The organism is Paenibacillus sp. LPE1-1-1.1 (assembly GCF_040676435.1).
Taxonomy (GTDB): Bacteria; Bacillota; Bacilli; order Paenibacillales; family Paenibacillaceae; genus Pristimantibacillus.
Genome location: NZ_JBEGHY010000034.1, coordinates 659,743 through 672,872, shown reverse-complemented (window position 1 = coordinate 672,872; position 13,130 = coordinate 659,743). Strand labels below are relative to the sequence as shown.

General features: G+C 46.3%; 10 protein-coding genes. 2 read left to right on the top strand and 8 right to left on the bottom strand.

Annotated features, from left to right (window positions below; all coding sequences use genetic code 11):
• Positions 1–332: 332 nt before the first annotated feature.
• The 7 genes from MRBLPE1_RS26085 to MRBLPE1_RS26055 form a co-directional block, all read right to left on the bottom strand.
• Positions 333–572, bottom strand: a complete 240-nt coding sequence (locus tag MRBLPE1_RS26085; protein WP_364151182.1) for a hypothetical protein — start codon at positions 570–572, stop codon at positions 333–335.
• Positions 573–629: 57 nt separating this feature from the next.
• Positions 630–2,075: a glycoside hydrolase family 32 protein gene (locus tag MRBLPE1_RS26080; protein WP_364151179.1), complete on the bottom strand. Its 1,446-nt coding sequence runs from the start codon at positions 2,073–2,075 to the stop codon at positions 630–632.
• A 505-nt stretch (positions 2,076–2,580) separates the two neighbouring features.
• Positions 2,581–3,888, bottom strand: coding sequence for an ABC transporter substrate-binding protein (locus MRBLPE1_RS26075; protein WP_364151177.1), 1,308 nt, complete (start codon positions 3,886–3,888; stop codon positions 2,581–2,583).
• A 110-nt stretch (positions 3,889–3,998) separates the two neighbouring features.
• Positions 3,999–5,108, bottom strand: coding sequence for a glycoside hydrolase family 172 protein (locus tag MRBLPE1_RS26070; protein ID WP_364151174.1), 1,110 nt, complete (start codon positions 5,106–5,108; stop codon positions 3,999–4,001).
• Between the two features lie 22 nt (positions 5,109–5,130).
• Entirely contained in the window at positions 5,131–5,976 is an 846-nt protein-coding gene (locus tag MRBLPE1_RS26065) for a carbohydrate ABC transporter permease (RefSeq protein WP_364151171.1), read from the bottom strand.
• 13 nt (positions 5,977–5,989) lie between these two features.
• Positions 5,990–6,865 (bottom strand): carbohydrate ABC transporter permease, encoded by an 876-nt coding sequence (locus MRBLPE1_RS26060; RefSeq protein ID WP_364151168.1) that lies wholly within the window; start codon positions 6,863–6,865, stop codon positions 5,990–5,992.
• Positions 6,866–6,917: 52 nt separating this feature from the next.
• Entirely contained in the window at positions 6,918–8,192 is a 1,275-nt protein-coding gene (locus MRBLPE1_RS26055; protein ID WP_364151165.1) for an extracellular solute-binding protein, read from the bottom strand.
• A gap of 159 nt (positions 8,193–8,351) precedes the next feature.
• On the opposite strand from MRBLPE1_RS26055, the gene MRBLPE1_RS26050 reads away from it, so the two are divergent.
• Together MRBLPE1_RS26050 and MRBLPE1_RS26045 are read left to right on the top strand one after the other, a co-directional pair.
• The gene (locus MRBLPE1_RS26050; protein ID WP_364151162.1) at positions 8,352–10,151 is read left to right on the top strand and encodes a cache domain-containing sensor histidine kinase; all 1,800 of its coding nucleotides are present in this window, start codon (positions 8,352–8,354) and stop codon (positions 10,149–10,151) included.
• A gap of 7 nt (positions 10,152–10,158) precedes the next feature.
• Positions 10,159–11,763, top strand: a complete 1,605-nt coding sequence (locus MRBLPE1_RS26045; RefSeq protein WP_364151159.1) for a response regulator transcription factor — start codon at positions 10,159–10,161, stop codon at positions 11,761–11,763.
• A gap of 430 nt (positions 11,764–12,193) precedes the next feature.
• Here the strand turns inward: MRBLPE1_RS26045 and MRBLPE1_RS26040 are convergent, their stop codons facing one another.
• Entirely contained in the window at positions 12,194–13,051 is an 858-nt protein-coding gene (locus tag MRBLPE1_RS26040) for a phytanoyl-CoA dioxygenase family protein (protein WP_364151156.1), read from the bottom strand.
• Positions 13,052–13,130: the final 79 nt, after the last annotated feature.

Here is a 13,130-nt window from a genome sequence, read left to right as displayed (position 1 = left end):
CCTTGTTGCAGATCACAATTCACCACCTGTAGTTGAAGTTGATGATAATCTGACCTGCATTACAGACTATGTGTCGGTTCTTGACCAAAATCCCCAATAATAAATTGGTGAAGATTGCAGTACTCTACTATCGTTCTCCGTTAACATTCCTGTAGAGCGTTAATTTTGCGATTTGCAAAAAAACGAGGCGCGCCGGTACGATCGAAGAAGGTAAGGCAACGGGTCGTAGCCCTAAACCAGGAGGACGCTCTACTATGAAGGGGATCGACATCGCCCATCAAATGCATGTTGCGCACGCTGTAAACTTTCGTGGCATCATCACCGGAGACTACTTATCCATTTCTAATGACGAGGGAGTGTTTCATAATCTCTTGCTTTGGATTCAATAGTTGCAAACCACTCACCGTTAAGCGCAGCCATTGTCCGGATGGAACCAACCGGGCATTACTGGCTAAACGTCTCGGAATCCCATTCCTGAGAAACCACAGACGCACCTGACCGTGCTTGCTTCGTGTTCTATCCACCATCACACCCATGCCGATATCTGAAAATGCTTCGATCACTTTGTTCATGGCCCAAAAAAAAGACTCCTCGATTGGGAGTCTTTTTTACCCAGTATTTAATTTTCATCATATCACATCAGATCCACCTCTGACCGTCTCAACCCTCACATGCTTGAATTGAGCATTCCCTTGGCTTACGAACAATCCGAGCTTTCCTCGTTCGATATCGTACATTCTAGCACTTATCGCAACTTCCCCATTTATATATATCTCGCAAATCGATCCATCGATGAAGATCAGCAGCTCATGGTAACGATCAGGCAGCAGCTCGATCGGCCGCTCTAATTCGACCTCATAGGGAAACGTCTTTCCCCCTTCTTCGCTCTGCATGATGGGGCCGCGAAACGTGACCCTATTTCGCTGCGGCTCCAGCGTTACATAATAAGCGTCGTCCAGACCCTCCCCCGCACGCAGCATAACACCTGCCCCCTGCGTAAGTCCCGAGAAACGGATATCCAACGATACTTTGCATCGATCGGGTAATTCCTCTTGCGTTAGACTCGCCGCAAACGCATAGGGAGATTCGCACACATGCTCGTCTAGGGCCGACGACGTCCATGTACCCGTGATCCCATCCACATGGAGCGGTTGCTCGACCGCGAACGCCGCATTCACCGAGTCCGGCACTTTAACGGCGAGCGTACCGTCTGGACGCTGGATGATCTCATGGACTACGAGATTGCCACCCCAGTCCCATGTATCGTAATCTTTTCCGGGATGCTTAAGAGGATTCCACCCGAACAAGTCGTCATTCTTCGTCGGATTCCAACCGAATAAATACCGATTCCGACCATCCGATACCGACTTCGCCGCATAGAACGCCCTGCCGTCGAACGTATCGACCTTTGGTGTAATCCATGGACCATTCAAGGACCGACTCATGCGGTAGAAGGTGGCGAACCGATCCGTATAGTTAGAGTAAACCAGATACCACCAGTCTCCCATCTGGAATAAATCCGGGCATTCGTGAGCCCCGACATGAATATTCGGCGCATAGAGCGGCTCACGACACGTCCACTTCTTCAAGTCCTGTGATGTGAGCAGGGCCACGCAGCCCTTTCGATTGGATGCTCCCTTAGCCATCGCGGCGAGAATCATCCAATATTGCCCCTCCTCTTCGTTCCAGAACACAAAAGGATCCCGCCAATCTGAAAGCTCGTAGATCAGGTTATCGGCGGAGAAGGTATCCTCCGGAATTGTCGTCCAGTTCATCAAATCCGTGCCGGTTGCATGGCAGACCAACTGCTTCCCCTCGGGAAAGATGCAATAGAATAGATGATAAATGTTCTCCACCTTCAGAACATGACCGGTCCCCCCGAGAATTTTGCATGCCCCATACTCCCGGTAATCACAGAAATCGCTCGTTCCGATCAGATGCCAGCCATGATCCAGACCTTCCCGGTAATTCTCACGCCATCCGTGAAGATAAAACAGTTTAAACTCATTGTCTTCATAGTAGGGGATCACATCTCCAACCCAGGCATTGTTAGGACGATAGAAAAACTCTTTCATTGACTGATTCCTCCCGCTGATTCAGCTTCATAGGCAGATTTCATTTCCCAAATCTCTAACGATTTTACGATAGTTAATGAAGTCATTCTCGCATTTTTATCTCCTTCATCTTGTTGAAAGAAAGCATCACCCCTTTTATTTAAACGTTTACGTAAACGTTTATATGATTTATAAAAAAAATATGTTTGAATGTCTTATCTATGTTGTCTCATCAATATATGCATTTTTTCGTAAAAAAGAAAACGTTTACTTCAGATAATGTAATCGATTTCCTTAATATTGTCAATTCCCTATTTACTACATAAGAGAAGTAACCCAAACAGTTTAAAATACTCGAGATCTTGAAGCACTGAACACTGGATACGCCGCATGGTCAGCAGATCATCTGCCTATGGACAATGGATAATTCAACATGAGATTAAAATGGTTTTCACTAGACTTCCATTGCAGCTTCTACATACGAGTATACATTATCCGGCGACAACTGAAATTTAGTACTGGATTTTTACCGCATCAAAAAATCGTCCCAAATATTCTGGAATTCCTCGAACAGCTGCTTTTTACCGATTTGCCTGCCGATGTAAGCCTGAACTTGAATCGCCATCTGTGAACTGTTCGCTTCATAACCGGGGAACCGCTGCCACATCCAAGGGAGGATTTTCCCTTCCTTTGTATACTTGATAATATCCGTCGCTAGAGGGCCGAGCTGCTCTTCGTTGGCCGGAATGCTCTTGAAAGCTGGAATCAATTTGGCATCTTCAACGATAAACGATTTGCCGGCATCCGATGTAACCAGCCAATTCAGGAAAGCTTTGGCCTCTTCCTTCACTTGGGAGGTCTTGCTTACAACCCAGTAGTTCGCTACGCCAACCTGAAGTTTGTCCATCGCACTGGCGTCATCATTAATAGGCATCGGCAAAAAGCCGATCGCAATATTCGGATTGATTCGGTCGATTTGCAGCTGCGTCCATATGCCCTGCTGCATCATGGCTGCCTTTCCTTGCGCGAAGTTCGTTACCTGTGTGTTGTAGTCTGTTTGAAGCGAATTTTGTTGCCCATATTCGATTGTCAAATCGACCAACTTCAGCCATTGCTCAAACGTCTCGTTACCTATCAGCATAAGATTTCCTTTCTTCACGCTTTCTACAAAGGCAACTGGATCAGACTGATGGGAAAATGCAACATTCAACAAGTGATTGCCAACGACCCACCATTCCCCGTAGCCATTCTCGAAAGGCTGAATGCCTGCTGCTTTGAGCTTCTCGGCCGCTTCCCGCAGCTGCGTCAACGTTTTCGGCGGACCAGTTATGTCGGCTTGGCTGAACAGAGTCTTATTATAGATAAAGCCCCAGCCTTCCATCGCAAGTGGCATACCATAGATTTTTTCGTCTTTAGTAATCGCTGGTTTCACCAACTCGACAATATCGTCGACCCATGGCTGATCGGACAGATCTTCAAGGTGTTCCTCCCAGAGATCCAAATCGCTGTACCCAGCAACAAAGAAAATATCGGGTTTGTCTCCGGAATTAAATCTCGTCTTTAGCCCCGCGCTGTAGTCGCAGCCGCCACCGCACGTATCGACTTCGATTTTCACGCCGGTTTCCTTTTCGAATTCACCAATAAGCGTGCTCAGTTGTTCGGCCATTTCCACTTTAAAATTGTATAGCTTCACGGTTTTCCGTGTCATGCCGGCTGACGAATTCCCATCTTCATTTTCATTCGCCGTACTGTCTTCGTTATTTACGCATCCAGCTGCTATCAGAGCGATCATGAGCAAAATGGACACAAGATTCCGCAACTTTCGTTTTATCATATATCACGTATTTACTCCTTTTCCCATTGAAATGTACATCCATGATACCAAAAAGAAGGGCATGCCGCACGATATGCAGCCTGCCACCGAAACAAATTCTGTATAGGTTATTACCTTGGCCATCTTTCTTCTTTACCTAACAAGGGCTCGAATGGATTATGAGGTTCGGATTGATACCAATACGCGACCGAAGCGACATCATCCTGTCGTTCGAATAGCCCCTTCTTGTAAACCCCGATTTGTTGAATCGTTACCTTGATATCATCGTTAAACCGGATCGGATCGAGAATATGCCAACGATAAAAACCTCTCATCGGCGGGACGTCATCATTGTGATATAAATTGTGGACGGCCTCGTCATGATTGGAATAATACGGATAGCCCATAAATGGCGTACAATAGGTATTCTCTACCGTCTTTCCGTCCTTCTGCGTCGCAAAACTCCAAGCTCCGCCGAAATAATCTTCGGTGCCGGTTCCGCAGATGGTAGGATAGTCTTTATCGCCGTCAATGTACATCTTGATTTCGCCTTCGCCCCACCAATATCTCTCCAGCGTGGTCAGCGCCATGTAGGTGCCTACGTATTGTCCTTTTCCCCGGACGTTATCTAATATCACGTAGTCCTCTTGCTTGCTCGTGATCCGTTGCCGCTTCCATTGTGCGTGGAAATATGCCACATTGTCCGGCAGCTCGTCATGCAAACAATAATCCACCTGATAGAAGAGTGCCGGTATCGGCGCTTCATGCTGGTTCTCGATCGTAATTTTTGCTTTCTTCCGGAAAGGCATCGGGAAATAGCTGTTGAAGCCCCTCGTCGGATTTACGACGATCGGCATCGAGTTTACGGTGCAGCCTCTCGAGAATCCGTTGCAAAAGAAGTCGCCGAGCGGGCTTTCCACTGAAGGAACCGTTTCGTCGTCCCAATACATGCGAAGAACAAGATCTCGAAGAACATTAGTATCCTTGTCGGTTTGGTCCGTAACCGTAATCCAAATATGTTCGATGATTCCCGGGCCGGCCATTTCGGCCAGCGTAACGGTCATTCCAGACTGTACATCGCGGATGCACGGCGAGCCTTTGCGGGAAGGACCCAAATGGCTGGCCTCTTTCCCTCCCGCGCCTTTCTCGCCATTCGGATTTTCTGCGTTGATGGCACGGCTCCTGCCGCTTTTAATCAATGGGAGAGACGAGAGCCCTCCGATAAACGGGTTATCAAACATGTTATTATTTCTCCTCTCATTATTATCCTTTTACGCCGCCTGCCATAATGCCTTCCATGATCTGTCTTTGGAATATCCCGACGAAAATAATAATCGGCAAAATAATAATCCAACCCATCGAGCTGACTAAATCCCACGGTACGGCATACATATTATCCCTTAAGGGCAGCTGCGTGATGGCGGTAGACAGAACTGAAATTCCGTTCGAATAAAATAACGGCGTAAAAAAGTTATTTAAACACGTGATGAAGTTCACTATACAGACTGTCGCGATCGCAGGCCTCAGAAGAGGCAATGTCACATAAAACATCGACTGGAGAAAACCGCAGCCGTCAATTGAAGCCGATTCTTCGATTGAAACCGGTATATCGCTAAGAAAGTTTTGCAGAATAAGGATGGTGAATGGAATAATGCCGCTGATGTACAGGATAATTAAACCTGTGTACGTATCGAATAAATGAACTTGCCGCAAAAAATCGTACAGCGGGCGCGCCGTCACCACGTCGGGAATCAACATGGAGCCTAGCAAAAAGGCAACCGCCATCGATAAACCTTTATTTTTGAACCGGGCAAAACTAAATGCCGCCATGACGGATAGGATCATGCCGATGGTAATCGACAAGCCAACAATAATAAGGGTGTCCCTCGATTTTGCCAGCAAACCGACATTTCCGATCAGGTAAGAATAGCTTTCCAGCGTGGGATTGACCGGCCAATATTTAATCGGTTTCGAAAACAATTCCCCCGATGGCGTGATGGATGAGATGAAGATCCACCACAACGGGAAAAGAATGAGGAAAGCGACAACGAGCGCTAAGGTCCACATCAAGCATCGCAGTAGGATGCGCTTAGATCCGTTCGAAAACATAAGTTATCGCTCCTTAATAATCTACACGTTTTGCCGCGCGCATACTGAGTGCGCTTAATAGCGCCATGATCAAGAAGAGTACGACAGCAATGGAAGAGGCATACCCGGTATTCAGATTTGTAAAAGCTTCCGTTGTAATGCGATATGCAATTAATGCGGTGCTTTCGCCGGGTCCCCCGCTTGTCATCGCGTAGACAACGTCAAACGAGGTAATTCTCCACATCGTAAAAAATATGCTTAACACCAAGATATTCTTCGAAATTAGAGGTAACGTTATCGTGAAAAACGATCGGATCGCCCCTGCGCCATCGATTTTGGCCGCTTCATACATATCGGAGGAAATAAACTGAAGACCTGCAAGAATGAGGATCGCAAAGAAGGGCAGGTCTTTCCATAAATCTACAGCGATAACCGCATTGCTGGCCGTAGTCGCATGGATGAGCCAATCCAATTTGAACGACGGGTTAAACCAACGGATAAAATCGTTTACCAAGCCGTATTCGTTATTGAAAGCCCACTTCGAAGCCATCGCAACGACCACCATCGGCATCGCCCAAGGTAGCAGCACGATCGTTCGAAGCACTTTTTGCCCGGCAAATTTCATATTTAATATGAGTGCCAGCGCAATGCCAAGCACGAGATGCCCGATCATGGATCCGACAACGAAAATGACCGTAAATTTAATGGATGTAATCATTTTCGAATCTTGGAATATATTCAGATAGTTTTGAAACCCGATAAACTCGTTAATTCCTCGCAGAAGTTTCACGTCGTACAAACTAATTCGGAACGTTTCGATAATCGGATAAATCGTTGTAAAAACTCGGATTAATAACGCCGGCAGAACAAGGATCCACGCGATGGCGAGATATTTTTTGTTTTCATACATGTTATCGCGCCTTTCTTATCGTTAAGATAAAATCGTTTCAGACGATTTCCCCTTATTTATACTTCTCGACTGCCTCCTGGGCTTTTGTACAGAACTCGTCCAGTGTGATTTGATCCTGAATGTAATTTTGGAAGAGGGTTCCCATTTCAGAAATAAACTCCATGGTTTGCGGAAGCATTGGACGGCCATGAATTTCGTTAGTCGCTTGAATTTCAGTATAGATATCTTTAACATCGCCGCTAACCGCTTCATTACTAGCAACGTCAGCCCTTGCAGGGTATCTTCCGAAGTTTTTCCATCCACTGAGCTCGCCTTCTTCGCCAGCCGCATACTTCAGGAACTTGATTGCGGCTTCCTTATTTTTCGAAGACGAATTCAGGACATAACTCCAGGAGTCCGTGAAAATGCTTCTTTTTGCAAACCTCGGCATATTGGTCATATGGATTTGGTCCATGCCGTAACGGTTTGCTTCCTTATAATCGTTGCCGGTTCCCCACATAAAGACCATCGCGTATTTGCCGTCGATAAATTTTTGGTTCATTTGCTCGTATTTGTCAGCAATCTGGTCGACAGGCGTTACTTTCCAGGTATTGGCCATATCGTACATAAACTTTATTGCCTTTCGGCTGCCTTCATTGGTCCAGTCAAAATAATCTCCGCCAAAAAGGTTTACAAAAGTGGCAATTTCGTTAAACACATATGTCTTTTCCCAGGAACCGCCATAGCCAAACTGACCATCCTTAGTAGACGCTTTCATAAAGTTGACGAAATCTTCTTCGGTCTCGATCGACGTCATGCCGGCTGCATCAAGCTTCTTCTGGTCTACCCAAAGTCCAAGATAGCCCGAGTAACTCGGCACGCCGATAATGTCGCCTTTGACCGAGGTCAACATATCCTCCATGTAACCCTGCGGAAACTGTTCTAATATGTCGCTAGTTAGTACCGTATCTTGCAGCGGATCGAGCCAACCGGCATTTTTAAAGGAAGTCGCCATTTCATCGTTAACTTCCAGAATATCGACGGAGCTGTCTCCAGAGGAGAGGATCGTCGAAATTTTTTGTTGGCGGGTATCCGAGTCGGTCGGAGCTGCTACCCATTTAATTTTGACGCCGCTCTTTTCCTGCGCCTCATTTAACCATGCTTCAAAATTCGGATTCGTGGACTGAATGGTGTAGAGTGTAATCTCGTCTTGCTTGCCGGAAGCGGTATCCGTAGCGTTGGAATCGGGAGCCGCATTGTTCGAACCCGAATTTGAGCCTGAGCATCCTGAAAGCAATACGATGAGCGCTGTGACTACTGCGAAAATTGAAGTCTTCGTTTTTTTCATGTTAACCCTCCTTTGTTTGATAGGGTTAGTATACTTCTAGCCCAACGTTTAAAAGACAACCGCAATTGAACAAAAATGTGGAAGATATTGAACTTGGAATTACGCTGTGGCGGTGGTAAACTTGAAACCAATTATGGAACGAGGGGGATAGGAACCGAAATGAATGTCCGCAACAGCATACGAAACAAGCTGATTGTATTCCTGCTGATCGCCATTATCCTGCCCATTTCCGCTTCCATTTTCATTTCTTATTTCTATACTAAACATTCTCTTAAAGTAGAAGCCATTCGCGAAAACTCGAACACGCTGCATCAAGGAACAGTGAGCATGATCAATCAACTCAATCAGATCAACAACATTTCCCTGTACGTCTACAACAATATCCAAGAGGCCAACAGCTTATACGGCATTTTGCTTAGGGGGCAAAGCGATTTCATTGTCGAAAATCAACTGTATTCGGGGCTTCATTCGATCGAACAATCCGCGAAGGATATCCAGCAGGTTTATTTGTATTCCGAATGGGCCAATAAATCGTATTTGCTGATCGACGGCTATTTGAAACGCGAACCGGGGCGCGTCGGGCTCGAGGGCCACTACATCCAGCCTAGCGGCAAAATCAACCCTTATTTCGAGCCTCCCCATCCCTCCCACAATTACGGGATGGAAGAATTTCCTTATAGCCCCTCCAATACGGTGCTCACGATTCATCGCCCCGTGTACCGGGCTCCGCTCAAAGAGCGAATCGGGATCCTCTCGATCGACTTTAAGCTGGATGGATTTCGCAGCATCAGCAATATGCTGTACGATAAAGGGAATGAAAACATTTATCTTCTCGACGATAATGGAACAGCCATCTATGCCTCTGAGGAAAACCTTACCGGTCAATCGCCGGAGTACGCGTGGCTGGAGCAAGCTTTCCTGCAATCTGCCCCGTCCGGCCACTTCGTATGGAAAGAGACGGGAGGAAATGGGATCGTCCTCTATGAAAAATTCAAACTGATGGGCCGGAATTGGATCATCGTGAAGCAAATCCCGAATGAATACATCTATGAGAATGCATCGCGCGTACTTCAGATTAATATGCTTGTTCTGGTTACGTTTCTCTCTATCGCGATTGCCGCAACCCTATTTGTATCCGTAAAGCTAACGGCACCTATTAAGAAACTGACGGAATCGATTAAAAAGACCAAATTAGGAAGATTACAGCTAGAGATCGATTCAGACCGCAGTGATGAAGTCGGTTTACTTGGAAATGCCATCAAAAATATGGTCGACATGATCAACAATCTCGTCATGAAGGAGCTTCGTCTCGAGCTAGCGAATAAGGACAATCAATTGAAAGCGCTGCAGGCGCAAATCAACCCGCATTTCATTTACAATACGCTTCAATCGATCGGTTCTATCGCCTTGCATAATAATGTGCCTAAGATTTATGAAATGATCGCTTCCCTAGGTCTTATGATGCGTTACAACATGAAAACCGAAGAGACGGTCGTTCCGCTATCCAAAGAACTCGCACACATGAATGCTTACTTGGAGCTGCAGAAGCAGCGATTCAAAGAACGTCTTCACTTCCGGATTGAAACCGACGAATCCATACTTGACATTCAGGTACCGAAGATGGTTTTACAGCCCATCGTGGAAAATTGCTTTAAGCACGGATTCACATCTAACATGGAAACGTTCGAAATCACAATCGCGGTCCAGACTGCGGAAGACTTACTTCGAATCAGCATTGCGGATAACGGGACGGGTGCTGCTGAAGAGCGCCTCCAAGTGTTGAAGCGAAAGATCGAACGGGAAGCATCCGATACCGCCTCAGAAGGCTCCATCGGTCTCATCAATGTCGTATCCCGTCTTCGTTTATATTTCGATGCCGAAGTGCGCGTTTCCATTGCCAATCTTAAGCCATCAGGCTTCTCGGTCATGATCGACATCCCTTTTCGAAAGGAAGCGTAAATCTCGTATGAAAGTGTTAATCGTGGATGATGAAGAAGATGTAAGAGATTCAATTCGGCTGCTCATAGACTGGGACGAGCTTCAAATTACGACTATATTGGAGGCTTCGGATGGTTCTTCGGCAATGGCCTTAATCCAGAGCGAAAAGCCGGAAATTATTTTTACCGACATGAAAATGCCGAATGTCGACGGTATGGAGCTTTTGCAGTGGATAGAGACCGAAGCCCCTAGGACCAAAACGATCGTCATCAGCGGTTATGACGATTATACGTACATTCGCAAAACGATGAAGCACGGCGGCCTCGATTATTTGCTGAAGCCGATCAACCGCGGCGAGCTGCTCGAATCGCTTCGAAATGCCGTGAAGTCCTGGCATCAAGAGGAGGAAGAGCGCCGGCTCGATATTAAGAAAAACGTGGAGATCAACCAAACGAAGAACATCTATTGGGATAAGGTTCTGTCCAAAATCGTTTCCCAGCCAGGTTACTATCGTACCGTCGAAGGCGAACTAGGCGGCGACTTCGGCTGGTCAACCGTTCGCGAGTGTCAGCTTGCGATTCTGCTAACCGATCCCTTGCCACGGATCATTTTGCAGAAATTCGGAAAAAACCTCGACTTGCTCTATTTTTTGATGACCAATATTTGCAACGAAATCATCGGATCCCGAAGGAACGGTTATGCCTTTAAGCATACGGACCCGAACTACGGTATAGTCCTGCTTAATATGGGCGACAACTCCGAGCTTTATAGAAAGCTGAATGAGATGAATGACGCGTTTCTTCACATTCTCGGCGCGCGTTTTTATTTCGCATGCAGTACGAACGAAGCTTTCCCGGACAAAATCCACATCGGATTTGAGAAGGCTTTGCAGACGGCTCGTTCAATTTCATTCCTGCGAGGAAATGCTTGGGTGTACCACTACTCCGATGCCAATCGTTCAGGGGAAAAGCGGGTTGAGCTTGCTGATTATAGCGATCGAATTTCGATAGCTGTGTACAGCGGTAATATTCACCAGATCGAAGCCTCTATCGGAAAGTGGATGCAGGCTGTTAGTCAGCTGCAAGCCGTGACTTGGGACCATTTGAAATATTGGCGGTATGAATTCGAACTGCTGCGAAACCATCTTCTGCAATACAAGGATTACCCTGTCCACGAGCGCGGCGGCCAGATGCCCCACGTGTTTCCGATTGACCAGAACGGAAGACTTTCCTTGGAGGAATGGCGGAAGGAATGGACGGAAGAATTCGGACGTATCGCTGGTATTTTGAAAAATTCGCAGCACAAGGAATACAATGTCATCTATCAAGTGAAGCAGTTTATCGATGTCAATTACAAGCAAAATTTGTCGCTGCAAGACATCGCAAGCCGATTCTTCATTAGCCGCGAGTATGTCTCACGCAGGTTTAAACAAGAATTCGGGATAAATATTTCCGAATATATGGAGAAGGTCAGGATCGATAATGCCAAAATTTTGTTGTCGAACGAGAAGTATATGATCTCGACAATCGCGGAAATGGTCGGATACCAGGATGGCAGGTATTTCAGCAAAATTTTCGGCAAGCTAACAGGCAAGACGCCGAGGGAGTACAGAAAAAAGAATGGTCTTGAATAAATCATTCATTTTAAGTATGTATTTAAGCCTAACAACAAACGAAACCATCATGCATCCGCTTGAGTATAGAAAAGTCCCGCGAAATATTCATCGGGACGGTCTAGGACATTGACTGCCGGAACACGGAGATGACGTTGCTATCGTCGAAGCGGTTCCCCGATTTAAGCGGACCATAATACGTGATATTATCAAATCTCTGTAAGACTGGTGAGTCTTCCAAATGAAAGTCCTTTTTTGTGGGGAAATTTTGAAATAGAAAGCGCTTCTCGTACAGCTAATTTCCCAACCTTCAAAACATGTCCTCCTCTCAACACCCTATGAATATCCAACAAGTAATTAACAACGATCGTCTATTATGATTTCACAAAAACCCGATCTAATGCGATCGGGTTTTATAACATTTTATATGGAAGGGATGGGATTTGGCCCCTTACCTTAACTCGCCTCCATTTTGATTGTAATTGCTGTAGACAACCGGATTGAGCGGACTTGCCGCTAAATCTCCGACTTGGCAGCCAGGCAGCCAGGTTTGCAAATCGCTTTTGCGAGAATTGCTGTCCGGTTCCGCAACCTTAGTTCCGTCAGCATAATAGATAATGGTAATTACTTCACGCATCACGTCCGTGGGATTCCCTGGAGCCGAGTGCAGAGTCCAGCCTGCGTGGAAGGTGGCGTCGCCTGCAGCCATTGCCCCGTAATGCACTTGAGTCAAACCTTTTCCTTCGATATAGGCCTTCAGCGTCCGATGCGATTCATCCGAAATGAGCTCCCTGCTTAAGAACCCATTCAGATGGGATTCAGAAGCAAAAGTCATGGACCCTACCTCCTCTGAGATCGGAACGAGCGGCATCCATAACGTAATTGTTTTGTCCGTATCGAGCGGCCAATAGATTTGATCCTGATGCCAAGGCGTGTGTCCTCCGCCCGGTTCTTTATATAAGGCTTGATCATGATAGATCCGAACGGCGTCCACTCCCATGAGGCCTGCGGCAATTTTGGCAAAGCGTTCAGCTAAAACAAATCGTGCTAGCTTTTCGTTCCTTTTCCATACGTTACCAATCTGAATGAATGCTTTGCCGTAAGTATCTCTTTCCTCCATTGGTTTATCGTGATAGTTCAGCTTCCTCACCAATTCACTCATAATAGGCCTATAAGCCGCGATTTCATCTTTCGTTGCTACGTTCCGCAGCAGGATATGTCCGTTCTTGCCATAATCGGCTATTTGACTATTCGTCAGTTCAAAATTTCGATCGATTCGAGGCAGCTTTTCATCGTCAACGGTTTCCATGTCTAACATCTCCTGTCTGCAATTTCACGTTCCTTACTCGTTCTATTGTAGGGTCATTCCGTCATTAAATTCTTTGTGG

Excerpts from the sequence above, each read along its gene's own strand:
- MRBLPE1_RS26060 (WP_364151168.1), bottom strand. The coding sequence starts at position 6,865 with ATGTATGAAAACAAAAAATATCTCGCCATCGCGTGGATCCTTGTTCTG.
- MRBLPE1_RS26080 (WP_364151179.1), bottom strand. The coding sequence starts at position 2,075 with ATGAAAGAGTTTTTCTATCGTCCTAACAATGCCTGGGTTGGAGATGTG.
- MRBLPE1_RS26050 (WP_364151162.1), top strand. The coding sequence starts at position 8,352 with ATGAATGTCCGCAACAGCATACGAAACAAGCTGATTGTATTCCTGCTG.
- MRBLPE1_RS26040 (WP_364151156.1), bottom strand. The coding sequence starts at position 13,051 with ATGGAAACCGTTGACGATGAAAAGCTGCCTCGAATCGATCGAAATTTT.
- MRBLPE1_RS26045 (WP_364151159.1), top strand. The coding sequence starts at position 10,159 with ATGAAAGTGTTAATCGTGGATGATGAAGAAGATGTAAGAGATTCAATT.
- MRBLPE1_RS26075 (WP_364151177.1), bottom strand. The coding sequence starts at position 3,888 with ATGATAAAACGAAAGTTGCGGAATCTTGTGTCCATTTTGCTCATGATC.
- MRBLPE1_RS26070 (WP_364151174.1), bottom strand. The coding sequence starts at position 5,108 with ATGTTTGATAACCCGTTTATCGGAGGGCTCTCGTCTCTCCCATTGATT.
- MRBLPE1_RS26065 (WP_364151171.1), bottom strand. The coding sequence starts at position 5,976 with ATGTTTTCGAACGGATCTAAGCGCATCCTACTGCGATGCTTGATGTGG.
- MRBLPE1_RS26055 (WP_364151165.1), bottom strand. The coding sequence starts at position 8,192 with ATGAAAAAAACGAAGACTTCAATTTTCGCAGTAGTCACAGCGCTCATC.
- MRBLPE1_RS26085 (WP_364151182.1), bottom strand. The coding sequence starts at position 572 with ATGAACAAAGTGATCGAAGCATTTTCAGATATCGGCATGGGTGTGATG.